Here is a 21,648-nt window from a genome sequence, read left to right as displayed (position 1 = left end):
CCATCGGGCCAGCCGACCGTAGCAGGGCGGTCCGGCCCGCCGGCGGGGTCGCGAGCCGGTCGTCCTCGCCGCGACGGCGCACTACGCTGACCACCTCCACGCCCGTCGGGCGCCACCCACGCTGAAGGAGAGACCGACGTGACCGCACCCGCCATCCCGCAGCTGCAGCTCAGCCCCACCCCGCCGCGGAGCAGCGACATCCTCGTGGTCGGGCTGGTGGAGGCCCCCGACGGCCCGCAGCTGGTCGGTGCGGACAAGAATCTGGTCGCCGCCACGGCCAAGCGGTTCGGCCGTCCGCTCCTCGACCTCGCCACCGAGCTGGGGGCCCGTACCGGCGTCGGGCAGGTGACCCTGGTCCCGGCGGCCCAGTCGGCCGCGCGGCTGGCGGTGGTCGGGCTGGGACCGGTCGAGCGGGTCACCCCGGAGGTGCTGCGGCGGGCCGCCGGGTCGGCGCTGCGCACCGTCGCGGGGCTGGGCCTCGAGGGCGGCGCGGCGGTGACGGTCGACCTCGGCACCGCCGAGGCCGAGACCGCGCAGGCGGCGGCCGAGGGCGCGCTGCTGGGCAGCTACCGCCACCAGCCGATCAGCTCCGAGGACCCCGACCCGGCCGCGGTCCGCTCGGTGACCGTGGTGGCCGACCTCGGCCGTCGGGCCGGTGAGCTGGCCGAGGTGGTCGGCGTCGTCTGCCAGGCGGTGCTGCGGGCCCGGCACTGGGTCAACCTGCCGCCCAACCTGCTCTACCCCGAGACCTTCGCCGAGGAGGCCCGGGCGCTGGCCCGCGGCACCAGGCTCGCGGTCGAGGTGCTGGACGAGGCCGCGCTGACCAAGGGCGGCTACGGCGGCCTGCTGGCCGTCGGCGGCGGCTCGGCGCGCGGCCCGCGGCTGGTCCGGCTCAGCTACCGCCCCCGCGGCGCCACCACCCACCTGGTGCTGGTCGGCAAGGGCATCACCTTCGACTCCGGCGGTCTCAACCTCAAGCCCGGCGACAGCATGTACACGATGAAGTGCGACATGGCCGGGGCGGCGGCGGTGCTCGCCGCCACCCGGGCGGTCGCCGACCTCGGACTCAAGGTGTCCATCACCTGCTACGCCGCGATGGCGGAGAACCTGCCCTCCTCCTCGGCCTACCGGCCGTCGGACGTGCTGACCATCTACGGCGGCACGACGGTCGAGAACGCCAACACCGACGCCGAGGGACGTCTGGTGATGGCCGACGCGCTGGCCCGCAGCCAGGAGGACGAGCCCGACCTGGTGCTCGACGTGGCCACCCTGACCGGCGCGTGCATGGTCGCCCTCGGCGACCGGATCGCCGGGGTGATGAGCAACGACGACGAGGCCGTCGCCCGGGTGCTGGACGCCGCCGAGGTCACCGGTGAGGAGTTCTGGGAGCTGCCGCTGACCGACCAGTTCCGCGAGGGCCTGGACTCCTCGGTGGCCGACGTCAAGTCCAGCGGCGGACGTCTGGGCGGGGCGATGAGCGCGGCCGCGTTCCTGGAGCGCTTCGTCGCCGAGGGCACCCCGTGGGCCCACCTCGACATCGCCGGACCGGCGTTCAACAGCGGCAAGCCGTGGGGCCACGTCCCCGAGGGCGGGACCGGGGCGGCGGTGCGCACCCTGGTGCAGCTGGCGCGCTCGCTCGCCTGAGCGCGGCGACCTGAGCGCGGTGCCGGTGCCGGTCAGCCCCGCTTCTGGCGGCTGTTCCAGTCGCGCATCCGCTGCGGGTAGCTGACCACACCGGCGTCGTAGCCGGGCATCTGCAGGTGCTCGGCGAACTTGTGGCCCCAGGACGCCGAGGGGATGCTGCGCCGGGTCCACTCCCCGTCCGCGGCGACCAGCAGCAGGCTGGCCCCGGTCACCGCGGTGGGCGGCTCGATCCAGGCCTCCACCCCGCGCCGACTGCTGGCGAACTCGGTCAGGTGGCGGGTGGTCAGGTCGCTGACCGGCGCCCCCGGACGTCCGGGGACGGACCCGCGCTGCCGTGCCCGGCCGCGGAGCCTGGAGAGGATGCCCATGAGCGCCATTATGTCCCCGCCCCGCAGCTGCGCCAGGGAGCAGCGCGCGGCCACCGGCGTCGGCGGGGAATAGCCGCCGGCCGCACGTGTTGACGAAGATGATTGAATCGTCAACTTCCGAGGGGAGCAGGTCATGCAGTTCGGGATCTTCAGCGTCGGGGACGTCACCCCCGACCCCACCACCGGCCGGACGCCGTCGGAGGCCGAGCGGATCCAGGCGATGACCGCGATCGCGCTCAAGGCCGAGGAGGTGGGTCTGGACGTCTTCGCCACCGGCGAGCACCACAACCCGCCGTTCGTGCCGTCCTCCCCCACCACGATGCTCGGCTGGATCGCCGCCCGCACCGAGCGGCTGCTGCTGTCCACCTCGACCACGCTGATCACCACCAACGACCCGGTGAAGATCGCCGAGGACTACGCGATGCTGCAGCACCTGGCCGGCGGCCGCGTGGACCTGATGATGGGCCGGGGCAACACCGGACCGGTCTACCCGTGGTTCGGCCAGGACATCCGCCAGGGCATCAACCTCGCGCTGGAGAACTACGACCTGCTGCGTCGGCTGTGGCGCGAGGACGTGGTCGACTGGCAGGGGCGGTTCCGCACCCCGCTGCAGGGCTTCACCTCCACCCCGCGCCCGCTGGACGGCGTCCCGCCGTTCGTCTGGCACGGGTCGATCCGCAGCACCGAGATCGCCGAGCAGGCCGCCTTCTACGGCGACGGCTTCTTCCACAACAACATCTTCTGGCCGGCCAGCCACACCCGTCAGATGGTGCAGCTGTACCGCGAGCGCTACGAGGCCTACGGCCACGGCCCGGCGGCGACCGCGGTCGTCGGTCTGGGTGGGCAGGTCTTCATGGCCGAGCGCAGCCAGGACGCCGTCCGCCGCTTCCGGCCCTACTTCGACTCCGCCCCGGTCTACGGCGGCGGCCCGTCGCTGGAGGAGTTCAGCCGGCAGACCCCGCTGACGGTCGGCACCCCCGACCAGGTGGTGGAGAAGACGCTGACCTTCGCCGACTACGCCGGCGACTACCAGCGCCAGCTGTTCCTCATCGACCACGCCGGACTGCCGCTGGCCGAGGTGCTGCACCAGGTCGAGCTGCTCGGCGAGCGGGTGGTCCCGGTGCTGCGCCGCGAGTTCGAGGCCCGCCGCCCGGCCGGGGTGCCCTCCGACCCGCCCACCCACGCCAGCCTCCGCGAGGCCGGCGAGGACTCCCCCAACGCCCACGTCCGTCCGCACGAGCGTCACCTGCAGGAGGTCCGATGACCACCCGTCCCGAGCGCCACCGTTCCCTCGTCGTGGTCTCGGCGGGGCTGTCCACCCCGTCCTCCACGCGGCTGCTGGCCGACCGCCTGGCGGCCGCGGCGAGCGCCGCGCTGACCGAGTCGGGCGACACCGTCACCGTCGAGACCGTCGAGCTGCGCGAGCTGGCCCACGACCTCACCGACCAGCTGCTCACCGGCGTCCCGTCGGAGCGGCTGGAGCAGGTGCAGACCTCGCTGGCCGCCGCGGACGGGGTGGTCGCGGTGTCGCCGATCTTCACCGCGTCCTACTCCGGGCTGTTCAAGACCTTCCTCGACCTGCTCGAGCCGGGTCTGCTGGCGGGCAAGCCCGTGCTGCTGGGCGCCACCGCCGGGTCGGCCCGGCACTCGCTGGCCCTCGACCAGGCGATGCGTCCGCTCTTCGCCTACCTGCGCGCCGTCCCCACCCCCACCGGTGTCGTCGCCGCCACGAGCGACTTCGCCTCCGCCCGGGGCGCGGACGAGGCGGAGGACGATCTGTCCGAACGGGTCGCCCGGGCCGGTGCGGAGCTCGCCGCCTTCGTCCGGGCCGCCGACGGGCGGGCGGTCGACGAGCCCCGTCCCGCCGCGGAGCAGGCTGGGCTCACCCCGTTCGAGCAGCTGCTGGCACAGGCCCGCCGCTGATCCTGCGCACCCCGTCGGCCCGACCGGCCGGCGGGGGTGCCGGGCTGGGATGATCGCGGTCGGGGGCCCGTCCCCCGAGCCGTCCGCAGAGAGGTCGTCCGATGCCCGAGACCATCCTGACCGCCCGCACCGACCGGGTGCTCACCATCACCCTCAACCGTCCGGAGGCGCTCAACGCGCTGAGCTCGACGATGATGCGCGAGGTCGTCGAGGCGGTCACCACCGCCGACGCCGACCCGGGGATCGGCGCGGTGGTCATCACCGGGTCCGAGCGCGCCTTCGCCGCCGGGGCCGACATCAAGGAGATGGTCGGGCTCGGCCTGGCCGACGTCCTGGAGCAGGACCTCGCCGCCGCCTGGCAGGCCCTCGACCTGATCCGCACCCCGCTGGTCGCCGCGGTCGCCGGCTACGCCCTCGGCGGCGGGTGCGAGCTGGCGATGCTCTGCGACGTGCTGGTCGCGGCCGAGGACGCCCGCTTCGGCCAGCCCGAGATCACCCTGGCCACCATCCCCGGCATCGGGGGCTCGCAGCGGCTGACCCGCGCCATCGGGAAGGCCAAGGCGATGGACCTCGTGCTCACCGGGCGGATGATGGACGCCGCGGAGGCCGAGCGCTCCGGGCTCGTCTCCCGGGTGGTGCCGGCCGACCAGCTGGCCGAGGTCGCCGCCGAGGTGGCCGCCACCATCGCCTCGATGTCGCGCCCGGTGACCCACCTGGCCAAGGCCGCGGTCAACCGCGCCTTCGAGACCCCGTTGAGCGAGGGCGTCCGGTTCGAGCGGACCGCCTTCCACGCCACCTTCGCCCTGGAGGACCGGGTCGAGGGCATGCGCGCCTTCACCGAGAAGCGTCCGCCGGCCTTCCGCCACCGCTGATGACCGACGCGTTCGTCCTCGTCCTCGGGGTCGCGCTGCTGGCGGCGGTGCTGCTGTCCGGACTGGCGACCCGCAGTGCGCTGTCCACCACCGCGGTGTTCCTGGTGGCCGGGCTGGTCGTCGGCCCGCTCGGGCTGGGGTGGCTGCGGTTCGAGGGCGGGGCGGTCGAGCGCGCGGCCGAGATCGCGCTGTTCGCGGTGCTGTTCACCGACGGCCAGCACGCGCCCTGGCGGGTGGCCCGCCGCGCGTGGCGTCTGCCCGCCCGGGCGCTGCTGGTCGGGATGCCGCTGACCTTCGTGCTGGTCGCCCTGCTCGCCCGCTACCTGGCCGGGCTCGACTGGGGACCGGCCCTGGTGCTCGGTGCGGTGCTCGCCCCCACCGACCCGGTCTTCGCCTCCGCCCTGGTCGGGCAGGAGCACGTCCCGGAACGGGTCCGCTCGGCGCTCAACATCGAGAGCGGGTTGAACGACGGGCTGGCCCTGCCCGCGGTGCTGCTGCTGGTCGGGACCTTCGGCGGCCACCCCGAAGGCTTCTCCACCACCTGGTGGGTGCTGCTGGCCGAGCTGGCCGCCGGCGCCGGTCTGGGGGTGCTGATGCCGCTGCTGGTGCACCAGCTGCTGCGGCTGCGCGCCCTCACCGCCGACCGCCGGCTGCGTCCGCTCGGCCCGCTGGCGATGGCCGTCGTGCTCTTCGGCGTCTGCGACCTCGTGCACGCCAACCAGTTCGTGGCCGCCTTCGTGGCCGGGGCCGTGGTGGCCACCCTCCGCCCGGACGCCTCGGAGGAGTTCAAGCCGACCGGCGAGCTGGTCAGCGAGCTGACCAAGGGCGCCGCGCTGGTCTGCTTCGCCACGCTGATCGACTGGACGGTCCTGGGCGAGGCCGGCTGGATCAGCCTGCTGTTCGCGGTGCTGGTGCTGGTGGTCACCCGGCCGGTACCGACCGCGCTGGCGATGCTCGGCTCGGAGCTGACCGCCCGCGGACGGGTGGCGGTGGGCTGGTTCGGGCCGAAGGGGTTCGCCAGCGTCGCCTACGCGGTCATCGTCAGCGGCAGCGGGATGCCGGGTGCGGAGGAGGTGCTGGCCTTCACCGCGGTGGTCGTGCTGGTCTCGGCGCTGGCCCACTCCAGCACCGACGTGGCGGTGGCCCGCTGGTGGGACGACCCCCGCACCGAACCGGTCCGGAGCACCCGCTCCTGACCTGAGAGGATGCCGCCCATGTCGGATCCGGAGGGTGTCGTCGACCTGGTCGTGCTCGGTGGGGGCAGCGGGGGCTACGCCTGCGCGCTGCGGGCCGCCGAGCTCGGCCTGCGGGTGCAGCTCGTGGAGGCCGCCGAGCTGGGTGGCACCTGCCTGCACCGCGGCTGCATCCCGACCAAGGCGTGGCTGCACTCCGCGGAGGTGGCCGACGCCGTGCGCGACAGCGCCGCGGTGGGGATCACCGCCCGGCTGGAGGGGGTCGACGTCCCCGGTGTGCGCTCCTACGCCGACGGCGTGGTGCAGCGGCTGTTCCGGGGGCTGACCGGGCTGGTGCGCTCCCGCGGCATCGAGGTGGTGGCGTCCCGCGGGGTGCTCGAACGCGACGGCGACCGGGTGGGCGTCCGGGCCGGGGACCGGCTGCTGCGGGCCGAGCACGTGGTGGTCGCCACCGGCTCCGCGCCGCGGACGCTGCCGGGGATGGAGCCGGACGGTCAGCGGGTGCTGACCAGTGACCACGCGCTGCGGCTGGACCGCCTGCCGGAGCGGGCGGTCGTCCTCGGTGGCGGGGTGATCGGCTGCGAGCTCGCCTCGGCCTGGCGCTCCTTCGGGGTCGAGGTCACCGTGGTCGAGGCCCTGGAGCGGCTGCTGCCCGGGGAGGAGCCGGCGGTGAGCCAGGCCCTGCAGCGGGCCTTCGTCCGCCGCGGCATCGAGGTGCTGACCGGCAGCCCGGTGACCTCTCACCGGGTCGGCCCGGACGGGGTCGAGGTCAGCCTGGCCGGCGACCGCACCCTCAGCGCCGACCTCCTGCTGGTCGCGGTCGGCCGCGGACCGGTGACCGCCGGACTCGGCGTGGAGGAGGTCGGGCTGCCGTTGGAGCGCGGGTTCGTCGTCACCGACGAGCGGCTGGCCACCCCAGTGCCGGGGGTGTGGGCCGTCGGGGACGTGGTGCACGGCCTGCAGCTGGCCCACCGCGGCTTCGCCCACGGCGTCTTCGTGGCCGAGGAGATCGCCTTCGGCCGCGGGCTGCTGGAGCGCGCCCCGGAGCCGGTGCTGGACGAGCGCGTCCCCCGCGTCACCTACTGCGACCCGGAGGTGGCCTCGGTCGGGCTCACCCGCGCCCAGGCCGAGCAGCGCCACGGCGAGGTGCAGACCGTGCGCTACGACCTCACCGGCAACGGCCGCTCCCAGATCCGCGGCACGTCCGGCTTCGTGCAGCTGGTGCGGGTGCCCGACGGACCGGTGGTCGGGGTGCACATGGTCGGCGCCGGCGTCAGCGAGCTGGTCTCGGAGGCGCAGCTGGTCGTCGGCTGGGAGGCCTGGCCCGAGGACGTCGCCCCGCTGGTGCACGCCCACCCCACCCAGTCCGAGGCGCTCGGCGAGGCCCACCTGGCCCTGGCCGGCAAGCCGCTGCACGTCCACGGATGAGCCGCGGACGGGCGCCGACACGTCGCACCGCCCCCGCGGGCAGACGCTAGGCTGCCCGATGAACGTGCCGACGTCGCCGACCGGCGGAGCGGCACGTCCCCTAGGTCGAGCTTCGAAGGGATCCATCCAGATCATGTCGACGTCAGTCCCGCTTCCCGCCCTGGGCGAGAGCGTCACCGAAGGCACCGTCTCGCGCTGGCTGAAGGAGGTGGGTGACACCGTCGAGGCCGACGAGGCCCTGCTGGAGGTCTCCACCGACAAGGTCGACACCGAGATCCCCTCCCCCGTCGCCGGCACCCTGCTGGAGATCAAGGTCGCCGAGGACGAGACCGTCGAGGTCGGCGCCGTGCTGGCGATCATCGGCGACGCCGACGAGGCGGCGGGGTCCGACGCCGGTGACCAGGGCGGTCAGGCGGAGGCCGAGCAGCCCGTCGCCGACCAGACCGGCGCCCGGGAGGACGCCAGCGGCGGGCAGGGCACCGACACCCAGAGCCAGCAGCCGGCCCAGGCCGAGCAGGCGTCCGACCTGGCCGAGCAGGAGCAGCCCCGGCCCAGCGGCTCCTCGGCCGGCGGCGCCGGGACCAACGTCGAGCTTCCCGCCCTGGGCGAGAGCGTCACCGAGGGCACCGTCTCGCGCTGGCTGAAGCAGGTGGGTGACACCGTCGAGGCCGACGAGGCCCTGCTGGAGGTCTCCACCGACAAGGTCGACACCGAGATCCCCTCCCCCGTCGCCGGCACCCTGCTGGAGATCAAGGTCGCCGAGGACGAGACCGTCGAGGTCGGCGCCGTGCTCGCCGTCATCGGCGACGCCTCCTCGGCCGCCGGCGGGGACGCCGCCCCGGCGCCCGAGCAGCCGGCCGCCGAGGAGCCGTCCTCCGCCGAGGGCACCGGCACCCCGGTCGAGGAGGTCGAGGACCAGACCGCCGCCGGCGACGAGGGCGGGCAGGAGCCCGTCCCGGCCCCCGACGAGGCGCCGAAGGTCGAGGAGGTCGCCTCCGGAGGCGCCTCCGCCGCACCGCAGCAGCAGGAGAGCCCGGCGCCGGAGGAGAAGGCCCGTCCGGCCCAGCAGTCCGGCGGCGACCGTCCGCAGGCCGCCCCGCGCGCCACCGGCGGTGGGGAGGCCGAGACCTACGTGACCCCGCTGGTGCGCAAGCTGGCCGCCCAGCACGGTGTCGACCTGTCCTCGGTGACCGGCACCGGCGTCGGTGGCCGGATCCGCAAGCAGGACGTGCTGGCCGCCGCCGAGGAGGCCAAGAAGCCCGCCGCGGCCCCCGCTGCCGAGGCCCCGGCCGCGCAGCCGTCCGCCCCGGCGGCCGCCGCCCCGGAGGTCAGCGACAAGCGCGGCACGACGGAGAAGATGAGCCGGCTGCGCAAGACCATCGCCACCCGGATGGTCGACTCGCTGAAGATCTCTGCCCAGCTGACCGCCACCGTCGAGGTCGACCTCACCGCGATCTCGCGGCTGCGCGCCAAGCACAAGGACGAGTTCGCCAAGCGCGAGGGCGCCCGGCTGTCCTACCTGCCCTTCATCACCAAGGCGGTGGCCGAGACGCTCAAGGCGTTCCCGGGCGTCAACGCCACCGTCGACACCGAGGCGGGCACGATCACCTACCCCGGCGCCGAGCACATCGGCATCGCGGTGGACACCGAGAAGGGTCTGCTGGTCCCGGTGATCAAGGACGCCGGCGACCTCAACCTGGCCGGTATCGCCAAGAAGATCGTCGACCTGGCCGAGCGCACCCGCACCAACAAGCTCAGCCCGGACGACCTCAGCGGCGGCACCTTCACCATCACCAACTACGGCTCGACCGGGACCCTGATGGACACCCCGATCATCAACCAGCCGCAGGTGGCGATCCTGGGCACCGGCGTGCTGGTCAAGCGCCCGGTGGTGCTGAGCGACCCGGACCTCGGCGAGACCATCGCGATCCGGGACATGATGTACCTGTCGATGACCTACGACCACCGCGTGGTCGACGGCGCCGACGCCGGTCGCTTCCTCAGCGCGCTGAAGAAGCGGCTCGAGGGCGGCGACTTCGCCTCCGAGCTCAGCTGAGCCTGCTCGCACCGACCGGCCCCGGGGCACCCGCCCCGGGGCCGTCGTGCGTCCCGGGCGGCGGAGTAGGGTCGGGGCGTGATCGACTTCCGCCTGGTCGGCCTCGCCGACGACCCCACGACCCTGACCGAGTACACCGAGGCCTGGGAGCTGCAGCGCCGGGTGCACGCCGATGTGGTGGAGGGGCGGTCCGCGGGCACGGTGCTGCTGCTGGAGCACCCCTCGGTCTACACCGCTGGACGCCGCACCGAACCGCACGAGCGTCCCGCCGACGGGGTGCCGGTGGTCGACGTCGACCGCGGCGGCAAGATCACCTGGCACGGCCCGGGCCAGCTGGTCGGCTACCCGATCGTCGCGCTGCCCGAGGCGGTCAAGGTGGTCGACTACGTGCGCCGGGTCGAGGAGGCGCTGATCCGGGCGCTCGCCGGCATCGGGCTGGCCACCGGCCGGGTGAAGGGCCGCTCCGGGGTCTGGTTGCCCGCCGACGGCACCCGGCAGGAGCGCAAGATCGCCGCCATCGGGATCCGGGTCGCCTCCGGTGCGACCATGCACGGCTTCTCCCTCAACGTGGCCCCCGACCTGGCCTTCTTCGACACCTTCATCCCCTGCGGGATCACCGACGCCGGAGTCACCTCGGTGGCCGCCGAGCTGGGCGTGGAGGCCTGCCCGAGCGTGCGCGAGGCCGCCGAGCTGGTGCGTCCGCACCTGGCCGAGATGCTGGCCTTCGAGCCCTACACCCCCAGCCCCGACCTGCCCCGCGCCGAGCAGCCGGAGATCAGCTACGGGCTCAGCGCCACCGCCCGCTGAGGGCCCGTCCGGGCCGGCTTGGCCGCACCGGCGCGGCGGGTAGTCTGACCGGGTGACCATCGCCCCAGAAGGACGCAAGCTGCTCCGCCTCGAGGTCCGCAACTCCGCGGTCCCGATCGAGAAGAAGCCGGGATGGATCAAGACCACGGCGCGGATGGGGCCGGAGTACAGCGAGCTGCGGAAGCTGGTCAAGGACGAGGACCTGCACACGGTCTGCCAGGAGGCCGGCTGCCCCAACATCTTCGAGTGCTGGGAGGACCGCGAGGCCACCTTCCTCATCGGCGGCGACCAGTGCACCCGGCGCTGCGACTTCTGCCAGATCGACACCGGCAAGCCGGCCGACTTCGACGCCGGTGAGCCGCTGCGGGTGGCCGAGTCGGTGCAGAAGATGGGCCTGCGCTACGCCACCGTCACCGGCGTCTGCCGCGACGACCTGCCCGACGAGGGCGCCTGGCTGTACGCCGAGACGATCCGCAAGATCAAGGAGCTCAACCCCGGCACCGGGGTGGAGATGCTGGCCCCCGACTTCACCGGCCACCGGCCCTACCTCGAGCAGATCTTCCAGACCCGTCCCGAGGTGTTCGCCCACAACGTGGAGACGGTGCCGCGGATCTTCAAGCGGATCCGCCCCGGCTTCCGCTTCGAGCGCTCGCTGGACGTCCTGCGCTGGTCGCGGGAGGCCGGGCTGGTGACCAAGAGCAACCTCATCCTCGGCATGGGCGAGACCCGCGAGGAGGTCTCGGACGCCCTGCGCCAGCTGCACGACGCCGGCACCGAGATCATCACCATCACCCAGTACCTGCGGCCCAGCCCCCGCCACCACCCGGTGGAGCGGTGGGTGCGCCCCGAGGAGTTCGGTGAGATGGAGGCCGAGGCCAAGGAGATCGGCTACGCCGGGGTGATGAGCGGACCGCTGGTGCGCTCGTCCTACCGGGCCGGCAGGCTGTACCGTTCGGCGGTCGAGGCCCGTCAGGCCTGACACACGCAGGGTCGGGGACGAGTGCGATGGACGAGGTGAGCTGAGGATGGCGAAGGACGCCGGCGCGGCATCGGCGCGGCAGCAGGCGAAGGCGGCGCGGCAGGCTGAGCGCGAGCGGAAGCGGACGACCACCAACCCGGCCGAGATGGGCCGGATCCGCCAGATCCGCGAGGCCTACCGGATCACCCACGAGCACGACAAGCAGCTGCCGTTCCTGCTGGCCGCCGCCTTCGGCGTCCCGGCGACCCTGGGCACCGTCGGCGGGATCCTGATCGAGCAGTGGTTCACGCTGCCGATCCTCGGCCTGATGGTCGGGCTGATGCTGGCCATGATCGTCCTGGTGCAGCGGGTCAAGCGCGGCACCTACCTCCGCTACGAGGGCCAGCCCGGTTCGGCGGAGGTGGCGCTGTCCCAGCTGCCGAAGAAGTGGGTCTCGACGCCGGTGATCACCGCCACCAAGCACGCCGACACCGTGCACCGCACGCTCGGCCCGGCCGGCATCGTGCTGATCGGCGAGGGCGAGCCGGGCCGGCTGCGCCAGCTGCTGGCGAGCGAGCAGAAGAAGCACGAGAACGTCGCCTACAACATCCCGGTCACCACGATCGTCATGGGCAACGGGCCGGGCCAGGTGCCGCTCCGCGAGCTCAACCGGCACATCCGCAAGCTGCCCAAGGCGATCGAGGCCCACCAGGTCACCGAGGTGCGCAACCGGCTCCGCGCCCTGGACGCCGTCCGGCCGCGGCTGCCGATGCCCAAGGGCCCGGTGCCGACCTCCATGAAGGGCGCCCGCCAGGGCATGCGCGGACGCTGAGACCCGCTCGCCCGCCCGGGCCCGCCGGTGGCAGGCTGTGCCCGACCCGCGCCGTAGCGCCGTCCCGACCCGAGAGGCCCAGCCCATGAGCGAGATCACGCCGTCGCACGAGAAGATCCAGCCGACCGCGAACATCGGGGTCGTGGGGTTGGCGGTGATGGGTTCCAACCTGGCCCGCAACCTCGCCTCCCGCGAGGGCAACACCGTGGCGGTGACGAACCGCACCGACGCCAAGGTCGACCGGCTGGTCGCCGACCACCCCGAGGCCGGGTTCGTGGCCTCCTACTCGATCGCCGACTTCGCCGCCTCGCTGACCACCCCCCGCACCGCGATCATCATGGTGCAGGCCGGTGCCGCCACCGACGCCGTGATCGACGAGCTGTGCGAGGTGTTCGAGCCGGGCGACATCATCGTCGACGGCGGCAACGCGCTGTTCACCGACACCATCCGCCGGGAGGCGAAGGTGTCCGCGCTCGGCATCAACTTCGTCGGCTGCGGCATCTCCGGCGGCGAGGAGGGCGCCCTGCACGGGCCGTCGCTGATGCCCGGTGGCACCCCCGAGGCCTACGCCACGCTGGGCCCGATCCTGGAGAGCATCGCCGCCGTCGCCCAGGGCGAGCCGTGCGTCACCCACGTCGGCACCGACGGCGCCGGACACTTCGTGAAGATGGTGCACAACGGTATCGAGTACGCCGACATGCAGCTGATCGGCGAGGCCTACGACCTCCTCCGCCGCGTGCTCGGCCACACCCCGGCCCAGTGCGCCGACATCTTCGCCGAGTGGAACACCGGCGACCTGGAGTCCTACCTGATCGAGATCACCGCCGAGGTGCTGCGCCACACCGACGCCGCCACCGGCAAGCCGCTGGTCGACGTCGTGGTGGACGCCGCCGGCGCGAAGGGCACCGGGTCGTGGACGGTCAAGTCCGGGCTCGACCTCGGCGTCCCGGTCTCGGGGATCGCCGAGGCCGTCTTCGCCCGCAGCCTGTCCTCGCAGTCCGACGTCCGCGCCGCCTGCGCCGACCTGCCCGGGCCGGCCGCCGACAGCGAGGGCGCCGCGGTGGAGGACCCGGCCCGCCTGGTCGAGGACGTCCGGCTGGCGCTGTACGCCTCGAAGGTCATCGCCTACGCCCAGGGCTTCGACGAGATCACCGCCGGCGCGGTGGCCCACGGCTGGGACATCGACCGCGGTGAGGTGGCCCGGATCTGGCGGGCCGGCTGCATCATCCGCGCCCAGTTCCTGGACCGGATCACCGAGGCCTACCGCGACGACCCGCAGCTGGTCACGCTGCTCACCTCCCCGGTCTTCCTGCAGGCCCTGACCGACGCCCAGGACGCCTGGCGCCGGGTGGTCTCGGTGGCCGTGGCGGCCGGCGTCCCGGTGCCCGGGTTCTCCGCCGCGCTGGCCCACTACGACGGGCTGCGGTCGGACCGCCTGCCCGCCGCGCTGATCCAGGGCCAGCGGGACTTCTTCGGCGCCCACACCTACCGCCGCACCGACCGGGACGGGGTGTTCCACACCCTCTGGTCGGGTGACCGCTCGGAGGTCTCCGCTGACTGAGGTCGTCCGTTGAACCTGCTCAACGCCTCGGCGATCAGCAAGGGCTACGGCACCCGCACCCTGCTCGACCGGGTCAGCCTGGGGCTGGCCGCCGGCGACGTCATCGGCGTGGTGGGCCGCAACGGCGACGGCAAGTCGACCCTGCTCGACCTGCTCACCGGCCGGCGCGAACCGGACTCCGGCACCGTCACCCGCACCGGCTCGGTCTCCATCGGGCACCTGCACCAGGCCGACGACTTCGACTCCGAGTCCTCGGTCCGCGACGTCATCGTCGGCGGCCGGCCCGACCACGTGTGGGCTGCCGACGCGGTCACCCGCGGCATCGTGGAGCACCTGCTGGGCGAGGTCGACCTGGACGCCCCGGTGCACCGGCTCAGCGGTGGCGAGCGGCGCCGCACCGCGCTGGTCCGGCTGATGCTGGCCGGGCACGACCTGGTGGTGCTGGACGAGCCGACCAACCACCTCGACGTGGAGGCGGTGGCCTGGCTGGCCGAGCACCTGCGCCACCTCGCCGCCCGCGGCACCGCGATGCTCGTGGTCTCCCACGACCGCTGGTTCCTCGACGAGATCTGCACCCGGATCTGGGAGGTCCACGACGCGCGGGTGGACGCCTACGAGGGCGGTTATGCCGCCTACGTGCTGGCCCGGGCCGAGCGGGCCCGGCAGACCGCCGCCAGCGAGGAGCGCCGGCAGAACCTGCTGCGCAAGGAGCTGGCCTGGCTGCGTCGCGGGCCGCCGGCGCGCACCAGCAAGCCGAAGTTCCGCATCGACGCCGCCAACGAGCTGATCGCCGACGAGCCACCGCCGCGGGACCGGCTGGCGCTGGAGCAGTTCGCGGTCACCCGGCTCGGCAAGGACGTCTTCGACCTGCACTCGGTGCGGGTGTCGGTGGGCGACCGGGTGCTGCTCGACGACCTGTCCTGGTCGATCGGGCCCGGGCAGCGGATCGGGCTGGTCGGGGTCAACGGGGCCGGCAAGTCGACCCTGCTGCGGCTGCTGGCCGGTGAGGTCGAGCCCGACCGCGGCACCGTCAAGCGCGGGCGCACCCTGCAGCTGGCCCACCTCACCCAGGACGTCGTCCCGGTCGACCCGGCCGACCGGGTGCTCGAATCGGTCAACCGGATCCGGGCGCGCACCACCACCGCCACGGGCCGGGAGGTCTCGACCACCTCGCTGCTGGAGGAGTTCGGCTTCACCGGCGACAAGCTCACCACCCGGCTGGGTGAGCTCTCGGGCGGGGAGCGGCGCCGGCTGCAGCTGCTCAGCCTGCTGCTCACCGAGCCGAACGTGCTGCTGCTGGACGAGCCCACCAACGACCTCGACATCGACACCCTCACCGTCATCGAGGACCACCTCGACCGCTGGGGCGGGACGCTGCTGGTGGTCAGCCACGACCGCTACTTCCTCGAGCGGGTCTGCGACGTCACCTACGCGCTGATGGGCGACGGCCGGTGCGTGCTGCTGCCCGGCGGCGTCGAGCAGTACCTCGAGCACCGCCGCCAGCGGGCCCAGGAGACCCAGCAGGCCGGGCGCTCCCCCGCCCCGGACGCCACCGGCGCAGCGCGGACGTCGGCGGCCGAACGGCGGCAGGCGACCAAGGACCTGGCCCGGATCGAGAGCCAGCTCGCGCGGGCCCAGCAGGAGGTCGAGCGGCTGCACGAGCAGATGGGCGAGGCCGCCAGCGACTACCCCCGGCTGGCCGCTCTGACCAGCGAGCTGCAGCAGGTGCAGGCCCGGGTGGCCGAGCTCGAGGAGGCCTGGCTGGAGGCCGCCGAGACGGTCGGCTGAGCCGGTCGGCCACCCCGGTACCCCCTCGGTTGCCCGTCGGTGGCATGGGGTAGGAAGTGCAGCAGAGATCCCGACGGGATCACCCGGCACCCGCCGGGCGGCAGGGGCCCCCGGCCCCCGACCAGAGAAGGAGCGACCCATGAGCGACAGCACCCTGGATCCCAGCGCCGAGGGCCCCGCCGACGGCGGTGCCACGGGCGTGCCCGGCGTCTCCGACGGCGGCGCCGACGGCGGCGCGGACTCCGGCGCCGAGGGCCCGGCGGACGGCGGCGCGGCCGGCGTCCCGGGCGTCTCCGACGGCGGGGCTGACGGCGGCGCCGACGGCGGTGCCGATGGTGGCGCCGACGGCGGTGCGGACTCCGGCGCCGAGGGCCCGGCCGACGGCGGCGCCTCGGGCGTCCCCGGCGTGTCCGACGGCGGAGCCGACGGCGGCGCGGACCAGAGCCTCTGAGCACGTTGTCCTCGCTGCACGACGTCCAGGACCCCACCGTCGTCGACGGTGGGGTCCTGGCCTCCCTGATCGACGTCTCCCCCGCCGAGTTCGCCGAGGCGTACTGGGCCCGGCGACCGCTGGTGACCCGGGCCCGCCCGGGCGGCTTCGGCGACCTCTTCGGCTCCGACGCGGTGGACGAGCTGGTCTCCCGCCGCGGGCTGCGGACCCCCTTCCTGCGGGTGGCCAAGGACGGCGCCACGCTGCGCGAGTCCACCTTCACCTCCCCGGCCGGGGTCGGCGCCTCGATCGGCGACCAGCTGGACGACACCGCGCTGTGGCGCCACCTCGCCGACGGCGCCACCCTCGTGCTGCAGGCCCTGCACCGCACCTGGGCGCCGGTCAACGACCTGTGCGCCCGGCTCGGGGCCGACCTCGGCCACCCGGTCCAGGCCAACGCCTACATCACCCCGCCGCAGAACCGCGGCTTCAGCGACCACTACGACGTGCACGACGTGTTCGTGCTGCAGGTGGAGGGCAGCAAGCGCTGGATCATCCACGAGCCGGTGCACCCCGACCCGCTGCGCAACCAGCCGTGGACCGACCGCCGGCCGGCGGTGGAGCAGGCGGCGCGGGGCGAGGCGGCCCTCGACACCGTGCTGGAGCCCGGGGACGTGCTGTACCTGCCCCGCGGCTGGCTGCACGCCGCCGAGGCGCAGGGCGCGGTGAGCATCCACCTCACCCTGGGCATCCACATCTGGACCCGCTACGCGGTGGCCGAGCAGCTGCTGCAGGCCGCGCTGCAGAGGCTGCAGGCCGACCCGGAGATGCGGGCCACCCTGCCGATGGGTCCGCTGGAGGTCGAGGCGGAGGCCGAGCGCGTCCGCGAGCGGCTCACCGCCGCGCTGGCCGAGGCCGACCCGGCCCCCGCCCTGCAGCGCGTCCAGCGTTCCCAGACCCGCCCCGGCCCGCTCGGACCGCTGGCCCAGCTGGCCGCCCTGGAGACGCTGTCCGAGGGCACCCCGCTCCGGCTGCGACCGGCCCTGGACGCCCGGCTGGTCGACCACAGCCTCACCAGCCGGGTCGGCGCGGTGCCCGTCGAGGAGGCCGACCTGGAGGCGGTGGAGCGGCTGCTGTCCGGTCGCGTCCGCACCGCCGGCCAGCTGGGCCTCGACCTGGCCCGGACGCTGCTGCGGGCCGGGGTCGTCGTCCCCGGGTGAGCGGCACCCTCCCCCCGCCGGGCGTCCCGCGGTGCGCCGACGGGGCGCGGGAGCGGCGCGACCCGTTGCTCGGGACGGCCTCCCCCGGCCGGTCCTGGGTGCTGGTGGAGCACCCGGGACGCTGGCCCGTCCGCGGGTTCGTCGACCTGCCGCTGGCTCTGGAGATCCGCCGGCGGGTCGCGCTCGCCGCGGCCGGGGCGGGCGCCCGCATCCTGCTGGTCCGCCGCCACGGCCGCCGGGACGGTGACGAGGCGCTGCGGTGGGCGGTGGTGCACCACGAGGACTCCGGCGCCCACCGCCAGACCTGGGGCACCTGGGCCGACGAGGACGACCTGCTCGCCCTCCCCGACGCCCTCGGGGCCCCCGGCCACACCGGCCACCCTCCGGTGCTGCTGGTCTGCGCCCACGGCGTCCACGACACCTGCTGCGCCGTGCGCGGACGCCCGGTCGCGGCCGCTCTGGCCGCACGCTGGCCGGAGCTCACCTGGGAGTGCAGCCACGTCGGCGGCGACCGGTTCGCGGCCAACCTCGTCGTCGCCCCCGACGGCGTCTACTACGGCGGGCTGGACGCCGGCTCCGCGGTCGACGTGGTCGCCGACCACCTCGCCGGGCGGATCGGCCCCACGTTCCTGCGCGGCTACACCACCCTGCCCGCACCCGAGCAGGTGGCCGTCGTCGAGGCGCTGCGGGTGCTGGGGCCGCTCGGCCGCCACGAGCTGGAGGTGCTCGGCTCCGAGCCGGCCGAGGAGGGCTGGGAGGTGCGCTTGCGCCGTCGTGGGATCGGGACGCTGGTCACCGTGCAGCTGGCCACCGAGCGCAGCCGACCCGAGCAGCTGACCTGCCGCGCCGCCGGCCCGTCCACGGTCGCCAGCCACCGGGCCACCGCGGTGCACGTCGGCTGAGGGCGCGGCTCAGGTCGGCGCGACCGAGTGCCGCGGCGACTCGCGGTACAGCGGGTGGAGCGGTCCCAGCAGCTCCTCGGTCCGCGCGGCGACGGACGGGCTGGCCTGAGCGGGCTGATCCGTGCCGCGAGTGGGCGTTGCTCAGCCACGCCGGCCGATGCGCCGCTGATCTGCGCTGCGAGTGGGCGGTCCTCAGCCGTGTCGGCCGTTCCGGCCCTCACCGGTGCCGCGAGCGGGCGCTCCTCAGCCCCTGCCTGGAGCGACGCCGGAGCAGCCAGCGCGGCCCCTCAGCGCCGGTTGACCACCACGGTGCCGAGCAGCAGGTCGTTGAGTCCGCGCCGGTCGCCGTCGACCACCAGGGCCGGCAGCGCCAGGCAGACCATCGCCGCCCGCGGCACCGCCCGCAGGAAGCCGAGCTGGTGGCCGTCCAGCCGGATGATGCCGATCCGGCAGACCAGCTGGCCCAGCGAGCCGCCGGTCAGCGCCGACAGCACCGCCGACTCGACGAAGAACAGGGTGAGCGGCATGAACTTCTCCCAGCCCTCGCCCTGGACCACCTCGGTGCCAAACAGGAGCACGCTCAGCCCCATGCAGACCGCCCAGTCGAGCAGGATGGCCGCGATCCGGGAGCGCCAGCTGGCCAGTGAGCCGCGTCCCGTGGCGGGCAGTCCCAGCCGCTCCCCGGGACGTCGGTGACCGGGGTCGGCGAGGGCGTTGGACACCGCGCCACCCTACCCGCGGGCCCGACCGGGGCCTGCTGGACGCCGCCCGGGCGGGCCAGCGGACGTGGGAGGGTGGGACGACACCCGGGTGGACAGCCCCGTAACGCGGCCGAAACATCTGCGCAACCGGCCCGGAACGGCCCGTTCCTAGGGTTCATCCGTCAGCCATCCACCACAGCGGAGGAAAGCCATGTTCCAAGGAGCCGACGACCTGTTGGCCTACATCAAGGACGAGGGTGTCGAGGTCGTCGACGTCCGCTTCTGCGACCTGCCGGGCATCATGCAGCACTTCACCGTCCCGGCGGCGTCCTTCGGGCCCGAGGTGTTCGAGGACGGGCTCGCCTTCGACGGGTCCTCGATCCGCGGCTTCCAGAAGATCCACGAGTCGGACATGGCGCTGCTGCCCGACCCGACCACGGCCTACGTGGACCCCTTCCGCAAGGCCAAGACGCTGTGCGTCAACTTCTTCGTGCACGACCCGCTGACCAAGGAGGCCTACAGCCGCGACCCGCGCAACATCGCGCGCAAGGCCGAGGCCTACCTCGCCTCCACCGGCATCGGCGACACCGCCTTCTTCGCCCCCGAGGCCGAGTTCTACGTCTTCGACGACGTCCGCTTCGAGACCAAGCAGAACACCGGCTACTACGCCATCGACTCCGTGGCCGGCGCCTGGAACACCGGCCGGGTCGAGGAGGGCGGCAACCGCGGCTACAAGGTCAAGTACAAGGGTGGGTACTTCCCGGTGCCCCCGGTCGACCACTTCGCCGACCTGCGCGACGACATGGTCCGCAACATGACCAACGCCGGGCTGGAGGTGGAGCGGGCCCACCACGAGGTCGGCACCGCCGGCCAGGCCGAGATCAACTACCGGTTCTCCACCCTGCTGAGCGCGGGCGACGACGTCCAGAAGTTCAAGTACCTGGTGAAGAACACCGCCTGGGAGCACGGCAAGACCGCCACCTTCATGCCGAAGCCGATCTTCGGCGACAACGGCTCGGGCATGCACGTGCACTCCTCGATCTGGAACGGCGGGCAGCCGCTGTTCTACGACGAGGCCGGCTACGGCGGTCTGTCCGACACCGCCCGCTGGTACATCGGCGGCATCCTGGCCCACGCCCCCTCGCTGCTGGCCTTCACCAACCCCAGCGTGAACAGCTACCACCGCCTGGTGCCCGGATTCGAGGCCCCGGTCAACCTGGTCTACAGCCAGCGCAACCGCTCGGCCTGCATCCGGATCCCGATCACCGGCGCCAACCCCAAGGCCAAGCGCGTCGAGTTCCGCTGCCCCGACCCCTCGTCGAACCCGTACCTGGCGTTCTCGGCGATCCTGCTGGCCGGTCTGGACGGCATCCAGAACCAGATCGAGCCGCCGGCCCCGGTCGACAAGGACCTCTACGAGCTGCCGCCGGAGGAGCACGCCTCCGTCCCGACCGTCCCCGCCGACCTGAGCGCGGTGCTGGACAGCCTGGAGGCCGACCACGAGTTCCTGCTCGCCGGCGGGGTCTTCACCGAGGACCTCATCGAGACCTGGATCGAGATGAAGCGGGCCGAGATCGACGCCATCCGGCTGCGTCCGACCCCGCACGAGTTCGAGCTCTACTTCGACGTGTGAGCCCGGTTCTGTCCACGGACGGCCGTCGGCGCCTGCGGGTGCCGGCGGCCGTCCGTCGTTCCCGGGGCCGGTGCCGACCCGCACGCAGGGCGCGAGCCGACCCGCACGCAGGGCGCGAGCCGACCCGCACGCAGGGCGCGAGCCGACCCGCACGCAGGGCGCGACGGGCAGCGGAGATGATGGGGACGACCGAGCAGCTCGATCGAGGAGGACCAGATGCGCGTCGGCGTGCCCACGGAGGTCAAGGACCACGAGTACCGGGTGGCGATCACCCCGATCGGGGTGCACGAGCTGACGGCCCACGGCCACCAGGTGCTGGTGCAGCGCGGCGCGGGTGAGGGGTCGGCGATCCCCGACGAGGAGTACGCGGCGGCGGGGGCGACGGTCCTCGACCGCGCCGAGGACGTCTGGGGCGGCGCGGAGATGGTGCTCAAGGTCAAGGAGCCGGTCGCTGCGGAGTACCCGCACCTGCGCGAGGACCTGCTGGTGTTCACCTACCTCCACCTCGCCGCCGACCGCCCGCTCACCACCGCCCTGGTCGACAGCGGCACCACTGCGGTCGCCTACGAGACGGTGCAGCTGGCCTCGGGCGGGCTGCCGCTGCTCTACCCGATGTCGGAGGTGGCCGGCTGCCTCGCCCCGCAGGTCGGCGCGCACGCGCTGCTCAAGGCCTCCGGCGGCCGCGGCGTGCTGATGGGCGGCGTCGGCGGGGTCGCCAACGCCAAGGTGGTCATCATCGGTGCCGGGGTGTCGGGGCAGAACGCGGCCAACATCGCCCTCGGCATGGGCGCCGACGTCACGCTGCTCGACACCGACCTGGACAAGCTGCGGATGTCGTTCTGGCGCTACGACAACCAGGTGCACGGGCTGGCGTCGTCGAAGCTCACCCTGGAGGAGCAGGTGGTGCAGGCCGACCTGGTGATCGGGGCGGTGCTGATCCCCGGCGCGGCCGCGCCCAAGCTGGTCAGCAACGAGCTCGTGTCGCGGATGAAGCCGGGTTCGGTGCTGGTCGACATCGCCATCGACCAGGGCGGCTGCTTCGAGGACTCCCGCCCCACCACCCACTCCGACCCGACCTACCCGGTGCACGGCTCGACCTTCTACTGCGTGGCCAACATGCCCGGGGCGGTCCCCCGCACCTCGACCTACGCCCTCACCAACGCCACGCTCCCCTACACCGTGGCGCTGGCCGACAAGGGCTGGCGGCAGGCGCTGCGGGACGACGCCGCCCTGGCCAAGGGGCTCAACACCACCGCCGGCACGGTGACCAACGCCCCGGTGGCCGCCGCGCACGGGCTGCAGACGGTGGCTCTGGAGGACGCGCTGGGCTGA

General features: G+C 73.9%; 19 protein-coding genes. 17 read left to right on the top strand and 2 right to left on the bottom strand.

Annotated features, from left to right (window positions below; genetic code table 11):
* Positions 1 to 138 precede the first annotated feature (138 nt).
* Positions 139 to 1,644: a leucyl aminopeptidase gene (locus DT076_RS11670; RefSeq protein WP_114126835.1), complete on the top strand. Its 1,506-nt coding sequence runs from the start codon at positions 139 to 141 to the stop codon at positions 1,642 to 1,644.
* A 32-nt stretch (positions 1,645 to 1,676) separates the two neighbouring features.
* On the opposite strand, the gene DT076_RS11665 is transcribed toward DT076_RS11670, so the two are convergent.
* Positions 1,677 to 2,012, bottom strand: coding sequence for a hypothetical protein (locus DT076_RS11665; RefSeq protein ID WP_233493886.1), 336 nt, complete (start codon positions 2,010 to 2,012; stop codon positions 1,677 to 1,679).
* 133 nt (positions 2,013 to 2,145) lie between these two features.
* Here DT076_RS11665 and DT076_RS11660 point away from each other — a divergent pair, with 133 nt between their 5' ends.
* The 14 genes from DT076_RS11660 to DT076_RS11595 all read left to right on the top strand — a co-directional run bounded on the left by DT076_RS11660 (position 2,146) and on the right by DT076_RS11595 (position 17,982).
* Positions 2,146 to 3,276, top strand: coding sequence for an LLM class flavin-dependent oxidoreductase (locus tag DT076_RS11660; protein WP_114126834.1), 1,131 nt, complete (start codon positions 2,146 to 2,148; stop codon positions 3,274 to 3,276).
* Positions 3,273 to 3,935 carry a CE1759 family FMN reductase gene (locus tag DT076_RS11655; RefSeq protein ID WP_114126833.1) on the top strand — a complete coding sequence of 221 codons (663 nt, stop codon included), beginning with the start codon at positions 3,273 to 3,275 and terminating at the stop codon, positions 3,933 to 3,935. The genes DT076_RS11660 and DT076_RS11655 overlap by 4 nt, the downstream gene beginning before the upstream one ends.
* 101 nt (positions 3,936 to 4,036) lie before the next feature.
* A complete protein-coding gene (locus DT076_RS11650) occupies positions 4,037 to 4,807 on the top strand; it encodes an enoyl-CoA hydratase (protein WP_114126832.1) in 771 nt (256 codons plus the stop codon).
* Positions 4,807 to 6,003 carry a cation:proton antiporter gene (locus tag DT076_RS11645; protein ID WP_114126831.1) on the top strand — a complete coding sequence of 399 codons (1,197 nt, stop codon included), beginning with the start codon at positions 4,807 to 4,809 and terminating at the stop codon, positions 6,001 to 6,003. Before DT076_RS11650 ends, DT076_RS11645 begins: the two co-directional genes overlap by 1 nt.
* An 18-nt stretch (positions 6,004 to 6,021) precedes the next feature.
* Positions 6,022 to 7,428, top strand: coding sequence for a dihydrolipoyl dehydrogenase (gene lpdA, locus DT076_RS11640; protein WP_114126830.1), 1,407 nt, complete (start codon positions 6,022 to 6,024; stop codon positions 7,426 to 7,428).
* A gap of 133 nt (positions 7,429 to 7,561) precedes the next feature.
* On the top strand, positions 7,562 to 9,484 hold the full coding sequence (sucB, locus tag DT076_RS11635) for a 2-oxoglutarate dehydrogenase, E2 component, dihydrolipoamide succinyltransferase (RefSeq protein WP_114126829.1): 1,923 nt from the start codon (positions 7,562 to 7,564) through the stop codon (positions 9,482 to 9,484).
* Positions 9,485 to 9,562: 78 nt separating this feature from the next.
* Positions 9,563 to 10,291: a lipoyl(octanoyl) transferase LipB gene (gene lipB / locus DT076_RS11630; RefSeq protein WP_233493884.1), complete on the top strand. Its 729-nt coding sequence runs from the start codon at positions 9,563 to 9,565 to the stop codon at positions 10,289 to 10,291.
* Positions 10,292 to 10,343: 52 nt separating this feature from the next.
* Positions 10,344 to 11,270 carry a lipoyl synthase gene (gene lipA, locus DT076_RS11625; protein ID WP_114126828.1) on the top strand — a complete coding sequence of 309 codons (927 nt, stop codon included), beginning with the start codon at positions 10,344 to 10,346 and terminating at the stop codon, positions 11,268 to 11,270.
* 46 nt (positions 11,271 to 11,316) lie between these two features.
* Positions 11,317 to 12,081, top strand: coding sequence for a DUF4191 domain-containing protein (locus DT076_RS11620; protein WP_114126827.1), 765 nt, complete (start codon positions 11,317 to 11,319; stop codon positions 12,079 to 12,081).
* 85 nt (positions 12,082 to 12,166) lie between these two features.
* The gene (gene gndA / locus DT076_RS11615) at positions 12,167 to 13,642 is read left to right on the top strand and encodes an NADP-dependent phosphogluconate dehydrogenase (RefSeq protein WP_114126826.1); all 1,476 of its coding nucleotides are present in this window, start codon (positions 12,167 to 12,169) and stop codon (positions 13,640 to 13,642) included.
* Positions 13,643 to 13,651: 9 nt separating this feature from the next.
* Entirely contained in the window at positions 13,652 to 15,430 is a 1,779-nt protein-coding gene (locus DT076_RS11610) for an ATP-binding cassette domain-containing protein (RefSeq protein ID WP_114126825.1), read from the top strand.
* A 139-nt stretch (positions 15,431 to 15,569) separates the two neighbouring features.
* Positions 15,570 to 15,881, top strand: a complete 312-nt coding sequence (locus tag DT076_RS11605) for a hypothetical protein (RefSeq protein ID WP_114126824.1) — start codon at positions 15,570 to 15,572, stop codon at positions 15,879 to 15,881.
* 5 nt (positions 15,882 to 15,886) lie between these two features.
* Positions 15,887 to 17,080 (top strand): cupin domain-containing protein, encoded by a 1,194-nt coding sequence (locus DT076_RS11600; RefSeq protein ID WP_199539135.1) that lies wholly within the window; start codon positions 15,887 to 15,889, stop codon positions 17,078 to 17,080.
* The gene (locus DT076_RS11595) at positions 17,077 to 17,982 is read left to right on the top strand and encodes a sucrase ferredoxin (RefSeq protein ID WP_199539134.1); all 906 of its coding nucleotides are present in this window, start codon (positions 17,077 to 17,079) and stop codon (positions 17,980 to 17,982) included. The genes DT076_RS11600 and DT076_RS11595 overlap by 4 nt, the downstream gene beginning before the upstream one ends.
* A 287-nt stretch (positions 17,983 to 18,269) precedes the next feature.
* Here the strand turns inward: DT076_RS11595 and DT076_RS11590 are convergent, their stop codons facing one another.
* Entirely contained in the window at positions 18,270 to 18,704 is a 435-nt protein-coding gene (locus tag DT076_RS11590; RefSeq protein WP_114126822.1) for an RDD family protein, read from the bottom strand.
* Positions 18,705 to 18,894: 190 nt separating this feature from the next.
* Between DT076_RS11590 and glnA the strand changes: the two genes are divergently transcribed.
* Positions 18,895 to 20,316, top strand: coding sequence for a type I glutamate--ammonia ligase (gene glnA / locus DT076_RS11585; RefSeq protein WP_114126821.1), 1,422 nt, complete (start codon positions 18,895 to 18,897; stop codon positions 20,314 to 20,316).
* Positions 20,317 to 20,532: 216 nt separating this feature from the next.
* On the top strand, positions 20,533 to 21,648 hold the full coding sequence (gene ald, locus DT076_RS11580; protein ID WP_114126820.1) for an alanine dehydrogenase: 1,116 nt from the start codon (positions 20,533 to 20,535) through the stop codon (positions 21,646 to 21,648).

Origin of the sequence: Desertihabitans brevis (assembly GCF_003327535.1) — a bacterium.
Taxonomy (GTDB): Bacteria; Actinomycetota; Actinomycetes; order Propionibacteriales; family Propionibacteriaceae; genus Desertihabitans; species Desertihabitans brevis.
Note: the sequence above shows the minus strand (reverse complement) of the source record. Positions and strands in the feature narration are given on the sequence as shown.